Here is a 15,274-nt window from a genome sequence, read left to right on the forward strand (position 1 = left end):
AAAGGAAGTCAATCCATTGACTATCAGCTGTCACAGTTATAGGAAAAATCTATAGCTATTCATAAAAAAGTTATATAAGCAAAAAACTATGTTTTTTAAGTAGACTGGTCCATTCTCATGCTACAATGGATAAAAATAAGAAAGCGAGACATCCTATGTCAGAATTATTAGCTATTTACCGTACCTTAAAAGCTAAAAAATGGGTGGATTTGACCCATCAAATCAATGAAAATAGTCCTCATTTCCCTGCCCTGCCTGCCTTGGAGAAGAAGACCTTGTTTGACCACAAGGACGGATTTTTCGTAGAGCAGTTCACGGTCGTTGGCCAGTATGGTACCCATATCGACCCGCCTGTTCACTTTGTGGAGGGGGCTCGTTATTTGGACGAGATTGACTTGAAAGATTTGCTCCTGCCTCTTTATGTTATCGATAAGTCGCAGGCAGTTGCAGCAAATCCAGATTACCAAATCACCAAGCAGGATATTTTGGATTTTGAAGAGGAACATGGTCCTATTGCAGAGGAGTCTTTTGTTGCCTTCCGTTCAGACTGGTCTAAACGCTGGCCAAGCCAGGATGCCATCCGAAATTTGGATGAAAATGGAGTGCAACATACCCCAGGTTGGAGCCATGATGCCTTGGAGTATCTGATTGAGGAACGCAAGGTCAAGGCCGTTGGTCATGAGACCCTGGATACAGACTCAGGAGTGTCAGCAGCAGAGAATGGTGGTAGCCTTCCAGAGGAATACTATCTTCTGTCAAAAGACATTTACCAGGTAGAAGTCCTCAACAATCTTGATCAGGTTCCAGCGACGGGGAGCTTGATCTCCATCGCCTTTCCACATTGGGAAAAGGGCTCGGGTTCACCAGTTAGAGCCATTGCTATTTTGCCATAAGATGATAAAACGCCCAGATGAAAGTCTGAGCGTTTTTATGAAATTTCTATCGCATGGTGACAAATTCTTCTGAGCCAGTTGGGTGGATGGCCACAACGGCGTCAAATTGTTCCTTGCTAGCTCCCATTTTGATAGCAACTGAGAAACCTTGGATCATCTCGTCGACACCGTAGCCGATACCGTGGAGGCCGACCACTCGTTCTTCAGGACCAACGGTGACTAGTTTCATCTTGGTCAGCTGGCGGTTGTCTGCCATGGCTGTGTACATAGAGGTAAAGGCTGAAGTGTAGCACTTGACTTGGTCCGCACCGTATTGAACAAGGGCCTGGTCTTCTGTTAATCCGACCGTACCGATAGCTGGGTGGGAGAAGACAACAGTTGGAATGTCTGTGTAGTCCATTTTGGCATCTGTTTTACCGTTGAATAAGCGTTCCGATAGGAGCCGTCCAGCCTTGATAGCAACGGGTGTCAACTCTTTTTCACCCGTCACGTCGCCCAAGGCATAGATGCCAGGAACCACTGTTTCTTGGTATTGGTTGACTTCGATGTGGCCCGATTTTGTTAGTGTCACACCAGCAGCTTCTAGGTTAAGCTGGTCGGTATTTGGCTTGCGCCCAACAGCCCAGAGAACCTGGTCAGTAATGTGGGAAGTGCCGTCCTCAAAGAAGATTTGGATTTTTCCTTCTGGCGTTTTCTCCAGCTTGCTTGGCGTTTTATGGGTGTGAAGTGGGAGCTTAGTCCGCTCCATCTCTTCCATGAGGGCATCCGTAATGTAGGTATCGAAGTTACGCAATGGGCGGTCGCCGCGGACAAAGAGCTGGGCATCCACTCCCAAACCGTGTAGGACGCCAGCCACCTCAACGGCAATATAGCCAGCGCCGATAACAGCGACAGACTCTGGCAATTCTTCCCAGGCAAAGAAGTCGTCGGACACGACACCCAATTCAGCACCTGGAATGGCGGGAATAACTGGAAGACCACCAGTAGCGATGACAATGTGTTTGGCTTTGATTCGCTCACCATTGACCTCGACCGTATGGCTATCTACAAATTTAGCAAAACCTTGAATGACCTCAACCTGATTGTTTTTGAAGGTATTGCCATAAGAGGAACGAGAACGCTCGATATAGGCCTCACGGTTCTGACGCAGGGTTGCGAAGTCGAAGTGAACGTCCTGGCTGGTGAAGCCGTATTCTGGTCCATAAGTGTGAATGGCTTCAGCTACTTGAGAACCGTACCACATGATTTTTTTAGGAACACAGCCTAGATTGACACAGGTTCCACCGATATAGCTGCCTTCAATAACGGCAGCCTTGGCACCATACATAGCCGCTCGATTCATAGTGGCAATACCACCACTTCCTCCACCAATGCTGATAATATCAAATTCTCTCATTTTCTTCCTCCAAAGATTTCTTGACTACATTCTACCCTTTTTTTATCTTTCAATCAAAAATCCGCTACGTCTATCGTGAAACCTTGTTTAGGTTTTTCTTACTATTATTTTGTAAAAATACTGGCCATACCTGCATGATTGATAGAAGCTATTTCTTACAAAAATGTAAGTGGGATAATTGACAAAAATATTATAAAATTAGTATGGAAAACACTTGCAAAAAACGATGTATAAGTGTATTATCTTTATAAGACAATTATTTTTGTAACATGTAAAGGAGACAGATATGTTTAAGTCCAAAAAAGCAAAAATTGCCCTTTTTTCTGGTCTTGGGGTTGCATCGGTAGCCCTGGTCGGTGGGGCCTTACTCTTCTCTAATGCCTTAGGTGGTTCAGGTAGCGCAGGTGAAGACTTTACATTACCCATGACCTACAGGGTGGTTCAGGAAGGTTCGATTGCTTCGTCGACCTTGTTGACGGGGACAGTGGCTGCGGGTGAAGAGCAGTTTGTCTATTATGACCCCTCTAAAGGCGATATCAGTGAATTTTACGTTGAACAGGGGAGCCAGGTAGAGGTTGGAACGGCCCTGCTTCGCTATGATGCTTATGAATTGCAAACGGCTCTTGATTCGGCTGTGCGCGGACGGGATAAGATTGGACGTCAAATATATGATGTGCAAAATGGTGGTCAGACCTTGCCAACAACAGGTGACCCAGCCTTGGATGGAGAAGCAGCGGCCTCTGCCCAACGTTCCATTGATTTGCAATTGGCGGATTTGAATGATGCCTATGCGGATGCCCAAGCGGCGGTAGACAAGGCGTGGACGGCCGTCAATGAAGCGACCGTTGCCAGCACCGTGTCAGGTACAGTTGTTGAGGTCAATAAGTCTGTTTCTAAGAGCTCAACCAATAGCCAGACAGTCATTCACATCGTCAACCAAAATAGCCTGCAGGTGACAGGTCAGCTTACAGAATATGATTTGGCCAATATCAAGGTTGACCAAGAAGTGAAATTAAGCACTAAAGTCTATCCAGAACAGACCTGGACTGGTAAAATTTCCTATATTTCAAACTATCCAGCCAATGATCAAACTGCGGTAGCAGTACCGGGTGGCGGCGGATCTGGCGGTGGTGCCAAGTATCCTTTCAAAGTGACTTTGACTAGCGATATTGGCGACCTCAAACAAGGTTTCACTGTCAATATGGAAGTGGTCAACACCAGCAAAAATATCTTGGTCCCTGTGACAGCTGTTGTCTATGAGGATGATAAGACCTTTGTTTGGACATTGGTAGATGGTAAGGCTAAAAAAGTAGAGGTGACTCTGGGTAATGCAGATGCTCTTAACCAGGAAGTAACCAAGGGCTTGTCTGTAGGTGACCATGTCATTGTCCTCCCAGATTTTGACTTACAAGAGGGTCAAGAGGTAGAAGCCGATGAAGAACCAGCTAATTAAACTCACACAAATCAACAAATCCTATAAAAACGGCGACCAGGAGTTGCGAGTTCTCAAGGATATTGATTTGGAAGTCGAAGAAGGAGAATTTCTAGCCATTATGGGACCGTCTGGGTCTGGTAAATCCACTCTCATGAACATTATTGGTTTGCTGGACAGGTCTAGTTCTGGCAACTATTGGCTAGAAGGCGAGGAAGTCAGCCAGTTATCGGAGAAAAAGTTGGCCCAGGTCCGCAATGACCAAATCGGTTTTGTCTTCCAACAATTCTTCCTCCTTGCCAAGCTCAACGCCTTGCAGAATGTGGAGTTACCCCTGATTTATGCAGGAGTACCGTCCAACCAACGTAAGAAAAAGGCCAAACGTTACCTAGAAAAAGTTGAATTGGCAGAACGTATGGACCACCTGCCGTCGGAATTGTCTGGAGGTCAAAAGCAACGGGTGGCTATTGCGCGTGCCTTGGTCAATAGCCCAGCCATTATCTTGGCGGATGAGCCGACGGGGGCCCTGGATACCAAGACTGGCCAGCAGATTATGGAGCTTTTGACTGAGCTCAACAATGAAGGTAAGACCATTATCATGGTCACCCACGAGCCAGAGATTGCCGCCTATGCCAAGCGGAAAATAGTTCTTCGGGACGGGATTATCACTGAGGATAGAAGAAGGGAGGAGGCTTAATGGAAAATTGGAAATTTGCCTTAAAATCAATCCTAGCCCACAAGATGCGCTCCCTCCTCACCATGCTGGGAATCATTATCGGTGTGGCTGCTGTTGTTATCATCATGGCTCTAGGTGAAGGTCTACAGAAATCCATGGAGAAGGCCCTGGCTGGGGAGCAAAATAATGTCTCTGTCCATTTTTCTCCTTATGTAAATTTAGAAGAGGTTTCGTCGGGTTTATTTAATGCTGGCTTCACTGGGGAAATGTCTATGGAAGAAGAGCCTGACTTGACCCATAGCATGTTGCAAGGACTTCTGGAAATTGATGGTATAAGCAACTACTATATCAATTTGAGTAATATGGGAACAATAGAAGCCGGTAACAAATCAGCTGATAATGTGACCATCAATGGGGTCAGCCATTCCTATTTTGATGTCAAAAATCTAGAAATTTTGGCAGGACGCAAGTTCACTCCTAATGACTATAGTCGCTTTGCTCGCATTATCATGCTGGATGTCAATCTGGCTGAAAAACTGTTTGGCTCCATGGAAGCCTCCCTCAACCAGACGGTTTCTCTCAATGGCAATGCCTATCTAGTTATCGGTGTTTACAAGGAGCCCAATGCTGGCACGGCCATGTTTGGGATGAACTCAGGCGGTAATGCCATTATGGCCAATACCCAGGTTGCTGCAGAGATGGGCATGAAAGAAAATTCTGGACTCTATGTCTATGTCGAAGACGTGACCAGGGTCACAGAGGTTGGTCAGGCTGCTGCGGACTATCTGACTAGGGTTTCTGGTCTAAAAGAGGCTCGCTATGATATTTTTGACATGTCTGCGATGATTGAAAGTTTCAAGAGTGAGCTAGGTATTGTGACCACCTTTATAGGTGCGGTTGCAGGTATCTCCCTCTTGGTCGGCGGTATCGGCGTGATGAACATTATGCTGGTATCCGTGACCGAGCGGACACGGGAAATCGGTCTGCGGAAGGCACTGGGAGCGACTCGTGCCAATATCTTGAGTCAGTTCTTGATTGAGGCTATGGTCTTGACCACTCTGGGCGGTGCCATTGGTCTCTTAATCGCCCAAACGACTGTCGTTTTGCTCAATATCAGCAAGGTCATGGGTCAGGGTATGTCCGCCGTCATCTCTATCCCAGTGGTTCTGGGGAGTCTCGCCTTCTCAGCCCTAGTTGGTATCATCTTCGGTGTCCTCCCAGCAAATAAGGCTTCTAAATTGGATCCAATTGAAGCACTGCGATATGAATAACATTCAAAACGATTAGGTTTTTCCTAGTCGTTTTTCTGTGAGCAAACGGCTTGACATTATCACTAGTTAAAGATAAAATAAGGACATCATTCAGATTAAAGGAGTAACATCATGGTAGAATTAGGTATTTCAACATTTGGCGAAACAACCCCCCTTGAAAAGACAGGAGAAACGTACAGCCACGACGAGCGCATTCGTCAGCTGGTCAAAGAGATTGAACTGGCAGACCAGGTTGGCCTGGATGTCTATGGGATTGGGGAGCATCACCGCGAAGATTTTGCGGTCTCTGCACCTGAAATTGTCCTGGCAGCAGGTGCTGTCAATACCAAGCATATCAAACTGACATCAGCAGTTTCGATTCTTTCCTCTATGGATCCAGTCCGCCTCTATCAGCAGTACACCACCATTGATGCTTTGTCAAATGGTAGAGCGGAAATCATGGCTGGCCGTGGTTCCTTTACGGAGTCCTTCCCCTTGTTTGGTTATGATTTGCATGACTATGAAGAACTGTTCGATGAAAAATTGGATATGCTTTTAGAGATTGACAAAGCTACCAACTTGACTTGGGGTGGTAAATTCACCCAGTCGGTGGACAATAAGCCTGTTTATCCGCGACCTGTTCAGGAAGATTTTCCTATCTGGGTAGCGACTGGCGGTAATGTCGAGTCAACCATCAAGATTGCCCAAAAAGGCCTGCCAATCGTTTATGCAGTCATTGGAGCAGGGGCTCATCGTTTCAAACCGCTGGTAGATGCCTACCGCAAGGTGGCTCGCAATTCCGGTCACTCACCTGAGAAAACTAAGGTTGCAGCCCATTCTTGGGGCTGGATTGCTGATGACCATGACAAGGCTGTTGAGGAATACTTCCACCCAACTAAAGTGGTCACTAACAATATCGCAAAGGACCGGCCACACTGGTCTGAAATGACCAAGGCCCAATACCTCTATTCTTTGACAGATGAAGGAGCAAGCATTGTTGGCGATCCACAGCACGTCGCTGCAAAAATTATCCAAACTATCGAAACCTTGGATTTGGAGCGTTTCTTCCTCCACTTGCCAATCGGCTCTATGCCACATGAGGATGTCCTCCGTGCTATCGAGCTTTATGGTAAAGAAGTCGCACCGATTGTGCGAGAATATTTTGCTAAAAAAGAAGAAGCTGAAAAGTAAATTTGCCCTCACTGAAAGGCTGGTATTCGCCAGCCTTTTTATCTGTCCATTTTAGGAAAAAATGGTGTATAATAGATGCAGAAATAGATGTTTGAGGGTGCAAAATGGAAAATTTACAGGAATATGTAGCGTTTGATTTGGAATTTAATGCGGCCAACGGTGCTTATCAGCTAATCCAGCTGTCGGCAGTTAAGTTTGTCAACCATGAGGAAGTGGACCAGTTCGACAGCTATGTTTACACAGATATTCCCCTCCAGTCCTTTATCAACGGTTTGACAGGTATCACCGCAGAGAAGATTAAAACTGCCCCTAAAATAGAGACAGTTTTAGCAGATTTTCAGGCCTTTGTGGGACAAGCAGCCCTCAGCGGTTACAATGCTATGAAGTCTGATCTACCTATTCTGGCAGAAAATGGTCTGGATTTGAAGGACCAGTACCAGGTTGACCTCTATGAAGAGGCCTTGGAGCGTCGGTCAACAGACTTAAACAGTATCGTCAATCTCAAGCTGACCTCAGTGGCGGACTATCTGGGTGTCAAGGGACGAGGGCACAATAGCCTAGAAGATGCTCGTATGACCGCCCAGGTATATGAGAAATTTTTAGAGTTTGATGAAAACCAACAGATGCTAGGTCAGCAAGAAGTCGTGACCAACAATCCCTTTGCCGGACTAGGAAATTTGTTTGATTAGAAGAGAAAATGAGCTACAGCAATGAAACTGTAACTCATTTTTTTGATTTTCTAGTTGGAATTGGTGTGAAGCTATAAATTTGCGTTCAGCTAGAGCATATTTCAATTAGGGAGTCCAATAGTCCAGTGGACTATTGGAGCCAATCGCTGAGAAATAAGAGAGCGATTGGAATTGATATGAGTCCCTAAAACTGCACTCATCTCAAACTTACTTCATCGTAGGGAAAAGAAGTACATCCCGAATGGTTGTTGTATCTGTTAAGAGCATGCAGAGGCGGTCGATACCGATTCCAAGTCCACCTGTTGGTGGCATACCGTATTCGAGGGCTTCAATGTAGTCATAGTCCACACCTGTTGCTTCGTCGTCACCCAATTCTTTGGCTTTAGCTTGGGCTTCAAAGCGTTCCAATTGGTCGATTGGGTCGTTCAATTCTGTAAAGGCATTTCCGTATTCCTTGGTCATGATGAAGAGCTCGAAGCGGTCTGTGAAGCGTGGGTCTTCATCGTTTTTTTTAGCCAATGGAGATACGGCTACTGGGTGACCATAGACAAAGGTTGGTTGGATAAGAGTTGCTTCAACGTATTCTTCAAAGAAGCTGTTGATGATTTGACCAACTTCTGTATGGTGTTTTTCCACAGGGACCTTGTGCTCAGCTGCAAGGGCTTTTGCTTCCTCGAAGCTCATCTCTTGCCAGAAGTCCACGCCAGTTTGTTCCTTAATAGCATCGACCATGTGGATACGCTTGAATGGCTCGTGGATGTTAATGACAGTATCTTGGTAGGTCACAGGACCATCACCGACAACTGCCTTGGCAGTGTGCTGGATAATGCCTTCGGTCAAGTCCATGATGTCCAAGTAATCCGCATAGGCTTGGTAAACCTCAATGGAAGTGAACTCAGGGTTGTGGGTCGCATCCATACCTTCGTTACGGAAGATACGGCCGATTTCATAGACGCGTTCCATACCGCCGACGATCAAGCGTTTGAGGTGGAGTTCTGTCGCGATACGAAGGACCATATCAATGTTTTGGGCATTGTGGTGGGTGATGAATGGACGAGCCGCTGCACCACCAGCTTCGTTGTGAAGGACAGGTGTTTCCACCTCCAAGAAACCAAGTCCGTCAAGGTAACGGCGGATTTCTGAGATGATTTTTGAGCGGGTTACAAAACGGTCAAAGCTCTCACGGTTGGTAATCAAGTCCAAATAACGCTTGCGGTAGCGGGTCTCGATGTCTGTCAAACCGTGGAATTTTTCTGGCAATGGGCGGAGCGCTTTAGACAAGTGAGTCAATTTGCGAGCATGGATAGACAACTCACCAACATTTGTCTTGAAAACATCTCCCTCGACACCGATAAAGTCACCAAGGTCTGCTTTTTTGAAGATTTCATAATTTTCTTCGCCAACATCATCCTTACGAACGTAGATCTGAATCTGGCCTTCGCGGTCTTGAATGTGAGCAAAACCTGCCTTACCCTTACCGCGTTTGGTCATGATACGACCAGCGATAATAGCCGTTTGACCCAGCTCTTCCAATTCTTCTTTTGATTTGTCTTCGTATTGGGCTTTCAATTCAGCTGAGTTGGCAGAACGCTCAAAACGTTTACCAAATGGGTCAATTCCCTGTTCAGCAAGAGCCGTCATTTTCTCACGACGGACAATCTGTTGGTCATTTAATTCTTCAAAATGTTCAGTTGACATAAAATTTTCATTCCTCCAAAGTCTGTTCCTTCTATTTTATCATAGAATAGGGAAAAAATCAGCAGGAAATAGCCAGGGAAACAAAAAAACAGCAGATTTCTCTACTGTTTATAAGATGTATCATTCCAGCAAATTTCCATAAAATGCTCAATATCAAACGTTTCAAGAATAGTCACGGAGGCATTGTCCAAGCCACCGCGAGAGCAAACCTCGTGGGCAGGATAGCCCAGCAGCGTCATGATTCCAGCGACTAAGATTGAACCATGTGACACGATGAGAACAGTTGATAGCTGGGAATCTTCCAGATTTTTGACAAAATCGACTAAACGTTGACGGACTTGATAAACAGTTTCTTTTCAAGTCCTCATAGGATTGAGCCAGGAGGGCAGAGTCGCAAGAATAACCCTGAAATCGACCTTCCAGATTCCACTCGGTCTTGCCGTGGCGGATAAAGTAAATCCTCATGCTAGTCTCCCTCGGTCAAATCGGAAAAACTAGCCTTGACAAAATCAGCCAGGATCCGACTATCAATGCCGATGGAACGGCCCACTTCACCAGCAGAGACAATCATGTAGCCCGTTTCCAGTGCTGACTGGTCTATGTAGATAGGAAAATTGTGCTTTTGCCGGATACCGACAGGGTTGTTGGCACCGTGGACATAGCCGGTCGTCTTTTCCAGATCCTTTTGTGGAATCATGGTGACCTTCTTGTTGCCAGAGACCTTGGCCAATTTCTTTTCGGACAGGTGCTCGGTAATGGGAACAATTCCGATAATGGGCCCTGTCTTATCACCTTTTAGGGCCAGGGTTTTGTAGATTTGTTCCATTTGGATACCTTCAGGTACCTTGCCTTCAAGGGCATTGATGAACAGACTGTCGTGGGCAATTTTGGCCTTGTCCAGAATCTGGTCGACCAAGGTTTTCTTGATTTTTTCTTTCTTTGCCATAGGATGACCTCCTACTTGTATTTTTCCTCGAGTTTGCTCATCCAAAGGCCAAGCCAGGCACCAAGAACAAAGAGGACAAGGGCAGCAAGCCAGGTTCCGATGCCAGCTCCAGCATAGGAAATGGCTTCCTCATTGCCAGCTTGTGGGATAAGGATGAGAATGGTAGATGAAGCGACGATACCGATGATAAAGTGGTAAACGCGGGAGTGGTAGACCTTGAGAGCATGGTCCATGGCTTTAGAAAATGCCACCATAGCTAGGGCCCCACCGATAGCGATAGGCAGAAAAGTGCCAAGCAGGTCCAGGGACTTGAATCCATTGAGCATAGGCGCGTAAATCCCTAAAATCAAAAGCAAGTTAGACGGGCTGAGCCCAGGTACCAAAATCCCCAGAGCAATCAGAGCACCAGCCAAGACAAAACTAGCAAAGCTAGCTGGCAGGGTTCCGACCAAACTGTTCAAATTGTAGAGCAAAAGACCAGAGATGATAAAGGTTGCAACCAGCCAAATCCAGTCAATGCTGTCACGCTGGCTCTTTTGAGTAGATTCCTTGAGCAGGCTAGGAATGGTTCCTACAATGGCACCGGCAAAGGCCCAGAGAACGGGTACCTGGAAGTGCTTGAGCAGGAATTCAACCGGAAAGGAGAAGAGGGCAATACCCAAAATTCCCCCGATTCCAACAGGGATAAAATAGAGCAAATTTTCCTTGAAATCCTTGCGAATATTGGCTAAAAAGCTGATGAGCCGCTCATAGATGCCCAAAATCGCAGCCAATACACCACCAGAAACACCGGGCAAAATAAATCCAAGGGCGATAATCATTCCCTTGATAATTCTTGAAATCCAAGATGACATAAATTCCTCCAAAATTATGTAATGGACCCATTATAGCACATAGACCGAATTTCGTCGAAAAAAGCCTGCCAAAACGGACAGACTTAGGATGATTTTACCTTAAAGAAGGCAGGTCTTGATTTGTAGAGAACAATCAACAGACCTGCTGCAATCAGGGTCGATGGCAGAATATAGCTGAGATTGTATTGAAGAGAGTAGAGCCAGACAGGCATACCAGGTGTAGCGTAGTCAGCATAGAAGATGATTCCGGCCAGGAAGTTGGCTAGGAAACGAATGCTGCCTCCATGTAGACTGGCTAGTCCAATCCAGCTGATTGCACTTGTGCTGGTCTTACTGGCTTTAAAAGGTCTTGTAAATAGCCCTGCCAACCCAATTCCAGCATAGGATAGGGCGTAATCCAGAAAGACCTGGAAGGGATTGAGGAAGTAGCCGCCGTAGAAGAGTTGGATGGTACCGACAATTCCACCTGCTAGCACACCGATAGCCAGGCCATGTCTGAGTGCCAGAAAGAGAATGGGCAGCATGACCAAGGAAACCGATCCACCTTGAGGCATAGTGAAGAGCGGTAGTTTGTCAAAGACCAGGGCAATGGCAGAGAAGATGGCTACTTCAGCTAGGGTACGTAATTTAGTATGGGACATAAAAACCTCCTTTATGGTTGCAATGAAAGGAGGTTTGGTTTTTTATGCTATCCATAAAACACAATCCCTACGCTAGTCTTACCTAGATCAGGTTCGAGGATTTCGCAGATGCGATCTCAGCCGAAGCACTCCTTTGTGAAATTATTTAGTTGTTACTCAGGAACGGTAAAGAGCTTTTGATAGACCTCGTTAGGGTCTTTTAAGCTAGTGATGAGGTTGAGGTCCAGATGGTATTTAAAGCCATTCAAGTAACCTCGTGAAGTATATTGGTGAAGGTCGTAGGGCAAATCAGTGTTGGGAGCGGCATTGTAGTAACCCGAGTCCGTCCCATAGGTTGGAATCCACAGGGCATCAAACTTATCTACTGTGATGCTATGTTCATCCATAAAATAGGTGCCAATATAGAGTCCAATATTTTTAGCACCAAGGTCTACCAACTCCTGTCTAAAAGCCTCGACGCCGGCATCCATATCGCCCATGGTCTTTTCCTCAACGTCCATCCAATAGAAGGTTGGCTTGTAAGGCGAAGACAGCTTGTAGAAGGATTGGGCTTCTTTTTTCATGGCTTCTATAGAATTTCCTGTCACATAAGCATAGACAGCGATGGGAACTCCCCGCTTTTGAAATTCTTCAATATGCTGCTTATAGGACTTGTCAATTCCATTTTTATCGGTGGCAGAGTTTTCTTTCTTTGTATGGGAACCACTCTGAATCCGGATAATAGCTCCAGAAATCTGTTCGCTGAGCGTATCGTAGTCGATATCCTCAGGTCGTTGCCATGCGGAAACGTCAATGATTGGCTTCATTTCTAAAGCATTCTCTATGACATAGGTAGAGCTTGCGCTTGTGATCTTCTTTGCTTCTTTTTCTATTTGGGCTTCTTGAATTGCTGCCGCCCGTTTTTCAGCTTGGATAGCCATGGTCCGAGTCAAGAGAATCAAGGAAGTGAATAGAGCAAAGAAAACAATCACAATGATAGGTTTAATTCTCTTTCTCATCTTTTTTATTTTAACTCAAAGATCTGGAAAAATCAAAAAAAATAGTCTCATTTATGCAGGAAATAGCTAACTTTCATCCGCTTGACATATCCTGGCTATTGGGGTATGCTACTAATGGATATAAGAACCTGTCATTAAAGGGCGGAACCTTTCTCCGTTGCGAATTTGTCCAACAAGTTTCTTGCATGAGAATACAGGTCCTAAAAATGAAGTAGGAGTTGCATGACTACCCAGAAAATTAGTAGAATTGCTATCTTAGCCAGCGTTTGCATAGCACTTCGATTTGCCTTTTTTCCTTTTGCTAATATCAAGCCCATTACAGCTATATTTTTAGTCTCCAGCCTTTTTTTGCCCATGGCAGATGCTTTCCTCATCATGGCTTTGACCATGTTTGGGACGGCTATTTATATGGGGTTTGGGATAGTTGTTTTGTGGCAGATTCTCAGTTTTGCAGCTATCATGCTAGTGTGGAAATGGGTATGGTCCGGCCTGCGGTTGAGCTCTTGGAATTCAGTCCTCATACCTATGTTGTTAGCTGCTGTAGTCACTTTTCTATATGGATTGGTCATTAGTCTTCTGTCAGCCCTACAATTTGGGGTCAATCCATGGGTCTATTGGCTAAATGGCTTGAGTTTTGATGTGGCCCATGCAGTATCAACTGCCTTATTTTACCCAATTATTGACGGGATTTTTCGGAGGTTTATAAAATGAAACGGTTACTAAGAATTTGTGTTAGTGTCCTATCTGTCTTGGTTTTGCTAGGGTGTTCGACAACGAGTAACCAGCCTACAGCTAGCAGTCAGGTAGAGGAAACCAGTCAGCTACTTGAGGCCACTTTGAGGATTACGACTGATGGTCAGAATTCTACCGAAAATGTCCGATTTGAAGCTGGTGATTCTGTCATGGATGTCCTGGAAGAGTACTACGATATCGAGGAAGAAAACGGCATGGTTACGGTCATCGACGGAAAAAGTCAGGATCCAGCCAGCAATACCTACTGGATGTATAAGGTCAATGGTAGCTTGGCAGAAAAAGGTGCTGCAGAACAAATTCTACAAGAAGGCGACGATGTTGAATTCTACCTTGAAAGCTTTCAATAAACTCAAATAGCTAGAGCACTTAAACAAACTAGGTCAGAGGATTGCCTCTGGCTTTTTATATGCTTTGAAAAACAAATTATAGTTGTGAAAATGGTCAATTGACATTCCTGATTTTGCAGAGAAATAGGCCAGTATATTTTATTAAAATTGAGTGAACAGAATAATGTTCCTTATTTTTGAATCTGCTTGGCTATTCTCTCGTTTTTTGATGAAACTATGCTATAATAGAAATAATATACAGCATAGAACTTGTTTTTTATAGGAGGACCAATGAAGATTGATAAACGGCATTTGCTGAACTATTCTATTCTCTTGCCCTATCTGATTCTTTCAGTGATTGGCTTGATTATTGTCTATTCAACAACCAGTGCCCTACAAATACAAAAGGGCGGAAATCCTTTTAGCATGGTCATTAGCCAGGGACTTTTCTGGATTCTGAGTTTGGTAGCCATGTCTATCATCTACCGGATGAAATTGACGGTCCTGAAGAAGAGGGGGCTGATTCGCTTATTTCTCCTCTTGGAAGTAGCCATGTTGGTCGCGTCGCATTTCTTTGATCCGGTCAATGGTGCCCACGGTTGGATTCGCTTGGGACCGGGGGGGATCATCGGTCTCCAACCGGCGGAATACTTGAAATTATTGATTGTCTGGTACCTGGCGGCACGATTTTCCGCTATGCAGAGGGATATCCAGGTTTATGATTACCAGGCCTTGATTAAGGGAAGCTGGATGCCCAAGGCCTTTAATGATTGGCGGATTGTCAGCCTGTTTTTCCTGGGGTTGGTAGCAAGCCTACCCGATTTGGGGAATGCTACGATTGTAGTTTTGATTATTTTGGTCATGGTAACGGTCAGTGGTGTGGCTTATCGCTGGTTCTCAACAGTCCTGATGGGCTTGGTCCTGGGAGCAACCATTTTGTTGGGCTCCATTCGGATTTTAGGGGTTGATTTGGTGGCACGGATTCCCGTCTTTGGCTATATTGCCCGTCGCTTCTCAGCCTACTTCAATCCCTTTGAAAACGCGACAGAATCAGGTTTGCAGCTGACCAATTCTTACTACGCCATGAGTAATGGCGGTTGGCTGGGCAGAGGCTTGGGAAATTCTATTGAGAAAAATGGCTATCTGCCAGAAGCCCATACAGACTTTGTCTTTTCCATTGTCATCGAAGAATTAGGCTTTGTCGGAGCCTCCCTGATTCTCGCCCTCTTATTCTTTTTGATATTGAGAATTATTGTGGTGGGTATCCGGGCTAGACGCCCCTTCAATTCCATGATGGCTTTGGGAGTAGCAGGGATGATGCTGATTCAGACCTTTGTCAATGTCGGTGGTATTTCCGGCTTGATTCCTGCTACGGGAGTGACCTTCCCCTTCCTATCACAAGGGGGGAATAGCTTGTTGGTTATTTCTATAGGAATTGCCTTTGTTTTAAATGTTGATGCAAATGAGAAACGGGAGCTCTGGGAAGAGGAAATAGAGCAGACCATGGCTAAAACAGAAAGTTAGGGAGAAA

Annotated in this window: 15 protein-coding genes, 1 pseudogene and 1 riboswitch; of the genes and pseudogenes, 9 read left to right on the forward strand and 7 right to left on the reverse strand. The window is 45.4% G+C overall.

The annotated features are described in order from the left end of the window. Nucleotides 1-155 precede the first annotated feature (155 nt). Nucleotides 156-893, forward strand: coding sequence for a cyclase family protein (locus ACVC7T_RS02225; protein WP_105160538.1), 738 nt, complete (start codon nucleotides 156-158; stop codon nucleotides 891-893). 46 nt (nucleotides 894-939) lie between these two features. On the opposite strand, the gene gorA is transcribed toward ACVC7T_RS02225, so the two are convergent. Continuing rightward, nucleotides 940-2,289, reverse strand: coding sequence for a glutathione-disulfide reductase (gene gorA / locus ACVC7T_RS02230; protein WP_447262396.1), 1,350 nt, complete (start codon nucleotides 2,287-2,289; stop codon nucleotides 940-942). Between the two features lie 286 nt (nucleotides 2,290-2,575). Here gorA and ACVC7T_RS02235 point away from each other — a divergent pair, with 286 nt between their 5' ends. The 5 genes from ACVC7T_RS02235 (at nucleotide 2,576) to ACVC7T_RS02255 (ending at nucleotide 7,527) form a co-directional block, all read left to right on the forward strand. After that, nucleotides 2,576-3,742 (forward strand): efflux RND transporter periplasmic adaptor subunit, encoded by a 1,167-nt coding sequence (locus tag ACVC7T_RS02235; protein WP_172009367.1) that lies wholly within the window; start codon nucleotides 2,576-2,578, stop codon nucleotides 3,740-3,742. Further along, entirely contained in the window at nucleotides 3,723-4,418 is a 696-nt protein-coding gene (locus ACVC7T_RS02240; RefSeq protein ID WP_105110682.1) for an ABC transporter ATP-binding protein, read from the forward strand. The genes ACVC7T_RS02235 and ACVC7T_RS02240 overlap by 20 nt, the downstream gene beginning before the upstream one ends. Continuing rightward, the gene (locus ACVC7T_RS02245) at nucleotides 4,418-5,668 is read left to right on the forward strand and encodes an ABC transporter permease (protein ID WP_447262397.1); all 1,251 of its coding nucleotides are present in this window, start codon (nucleotides 4,418-4,420) and stop codon (nucleotides 5,666-5,668) included. The genes ACVC7T_RS02240 and ACVC7T_RS02245 overlap by 1 nt, the downstream gene beginning before the upstream one ends. Nucleotides 5,669-5,779: 111 nt before the next feature. Beyond that, nucleotides 5,780-6,838 (forward strand): LLM class flavin-dependent oxidoreductase, encoded by a 1,059-nt coding sequence (locus ACVC7T_RS02250; protein ID WP_105110684.1) that lies wholly within the window; start codon nucleotides 5,780-5,782, stop codon nucleotides 6,836-6,838. A gap of 104 nt (nucleotides 6,839-6,942) precedes the next feature. After that, complete coding sequence (locus tag ACVC7T_RS02255; protein WP_447262398.1) at nucleotides 6,943-7,527, forward strand: 3'-5' exonuclease; 585 nt, start codon at nucleotides 6,943-6,945, stop codon at nucleotides 7,525-7,527. 207 nt (nucleotides 7,528-7,734) lie between these two features. On the opposite strand, the gene lysS is transcribed toward ACVC7T_RS02255, so the two are convergent. From lysS to ACVC7T_RS02285, 6 genes and pseudogenes are all read right to left on the reverse strand, one after another. Beyond that, entirely contained in the window at nucleotides 7,735-9,225 is a 1,491-nt protein-coding gene (lysS, locus tag ACVC7T_RS02260; protein WP_105160543.1) for a lysine--tRNA ligase, read from the reverse strand. A 101-nt stretch (nucleotides 9,226-9,326) separates the two neighbouring features. Next, a pseudogene (locus ACVC7T_RS02265) lies at nucleotides 9,327-9,690 on the reverse strand (phosphoglycerate mutase family protein). A 1-nt stretch (nucleotide 9,691) separates the two neighbouring features. After that, nucleotides 9,692-10,171, reverse strand: coding sequence for an aminoacyl-tRNA deacylase (locus ACVC7T_RS02270; protein ID WP_105160545.1), 480 nt, complete (start codon nucleotides 10,169-10,171; stop codon nucleotides 9,692-9,694). Nucleotides 10,172-10,182: 11 nt separating this feature from the next. Next, nucleotides 10,183-11,025 carry a DUF368 domain-containing protein gene (locus ACVC7T_RS02275; RefSeq protein ID WP_105160546.1) on the reverse strand — a complete coding sequence of 281 codons (843 nt, stop codon included), beginning with the start codon at nucleotides 11,023-11,025 and terminating at the stop codon, nucleotides 10,183-10,185. An 83-nt stretch (nucleotides 11,026-11,108) separates the two neighbouring features. Then, nucleotides 11,109-11,666 (reverse strand): energy-coupled thiamine transporter ThiT, encoded by a 558-nt coding sequence (thiT, locus tag ACVC7T_RS02280; protein ID WP_105160547.1) that lies wholly within the window; start codon nucleotides 11,664-11,666, stop codon nucleotides 11,109-11,111. A 47-nt stretch (nucleotides 11,667-11,713) separates the two neighbouring features. After that, nucleotides 11,714-11,809, reverse strand: a riboswitch (TPP riboswitch). A gap of 9 nt (nucleotides 11,810-11,818) precedes the next feature. Then, nucleotides 11,819-12,664: a glycoside hydrolase family 25 protein gene (locus ACVC7T_RS02285; RefSeq protein ID WP_105123086.1), complete on the reverse strand. Its 846-nt coding sequence runs from the start codon at nucleotides 12,662-12,664 to the stop codon at nucleotides 11,819-11,821. 222 nt (nucleotides 12,665-12,886) lie between these two features. Here ACVC7T_RS02285 and ACVC7T_RS02290 point away from each other — a divergent pair, with 222 nt between their 5' ends. From ACVC7T_RS02290 to ACVC7T_RS02300, 3 genes are all read left to right on the forward strand, one after another. After that, nucleotides 12,887-13,375 carry a hypothetical protein gene (locus tag ACVC7T_RS02290; RefSeq protein ID WP_105161091.1) on the forward strand — a complete coding sequence of 163 codons (489 nt, stop codon included), beginning with the start codon at nucleotides 12,887-12,889 and terminating at the stop codon, nucleotides 13,373-13,375. Then, a complete protein-coding gene (locus ACVC7T_RS02295; protein WP_105123088.1) occupies nucleotides 13,372-13,764 on the forward strand; it encodes a DUF4430 domain-containing protein in 393 nt (130 codons plus the stop codon). The genes ACVC7T_RS02290 and ACVC7T_RS02295 overlap by 4 nt, the downstream gene beginning before the upstream one ends. Before the next feature lie 270 nt (nucleotides 13,765-14,034). Continuing rightward, complete coding sequence (locus ACVC7T_RS02300) at nucleotides 14,035-15,267, forward strand: FtsW/RodA/SpoVE family cell cycle protein (RefSeq protein ID WP_105110288.1); 1,233 nt, start codon at nucleotides 14,035-14,037, stop codon at nucleotides 15,265-15,267. The last annotated feature ends 7 nt before the right edge of the window (nucleotides 15,268-15,274 follow it).

This window comes from Streptococcus sp. P25B114, from assembly GCF_053010325.1.

Coding starts and splice junctions, on each gene's coding strand:
- lysS (WP_105160543.1), bottom strand. CDS start 9,225: ATGTCAACTGAACATTTTGAAGAATTAAATGACCAACAGATTGTCCGT.
- ACVC7T_RS02225 (WP_105160538.1), top strand. CDS start 156: ATGTCAGAATTATTAGCTATTTACCGTACCTTAAAAGCTAAAAAATGG.
- thiT (WP_105160547.1), bottom strand. CDS start 11,666: ATGTCCCATACTAAATTACGTACCCTAGCTGAAGTAGCCATCTTCTCT.
- ACVC7T_RS02295 (WP_105123088.1), top strand. CDS start 13,372: ATGAAACGGTTACTAAGAATTTGTGTTAGTGTCCTATCTGTCTTGGTT.
- ACVC7T_RS02240 (WP_105110682.1), top strand. CDS start 3,723: ATGAAGAACCAGCTAATTAAACTCACACAAATCAACAAATCCTATAAA.
- ACVC7T_RS02290 (WP_105161091.1), top strand. CDS start 12,887: ATGACTACCCAGAAAATTAGTAGAATTGCTATCTTAGCCAGCGTTTGC.
- ACVC7T_RS02275 (WP_105160546.1), bottom strand. CDS start 11,025: ATGTCATCTTGGATTTCAAGAATTATCAAGGGAATGATTATCGCCCTT.
- ACVC7T_RS02255 (WP_447262398.1), top strand. CDS start 6,943: ATGGAAAATTTACAGGAATATGTAGCGTTTGATTTGGAATTTAATGCG.
- ACVC7T_RS02300 (WP_105110288.1), top strand. CDS start 14,035: ATGAAGATTGATAAACGGCATTTGCTGAACTATTCTATTCTCTTGCCC.
- ACVC7T_RS02245 (WP_447262397.1), top strand. CDS start 4,418: ATGGAAAATTGGAAATTTGCCTTAAAATCAATCCTAGCCCACAAGATG.
- ACVC7T_RS02250 (WP_105110684.1), top strand. CDS start 5,780: ATGGTAGAATTAGGTATTTCAACATTTGGCGAAACAACCCCCCTTGAA.
- ACVC7T_RS02285 (WP_105123086.1), bottom strand. CDS start 12,664: ATGAGAAAGAGAATTAAACCTATCATTGTGATTGTTTTCTTTGCTCTA.
- ACVC7T_RS02270 (WP_105160545.1), bottom strand. CDS start 10,171: ATGGCAAAGAAAGAAAAAATCAAGAAAACCTTGGTCGACCAGATTCTG.
- gorA (WP_447262396.1), bottom strand. CDS start 2,289: ATGAGAGAATTTGATATTATCAGCATTGGTGGAGGAAGTGGTGGTATT.
- ACVC7T_RS02235 (WP_172009367.1), top strand. CDS start 2,576: ATGTTTAAGTCCAAAAAAGCAAAAATTGCCCTTTTTTCTGGTCTTGGG.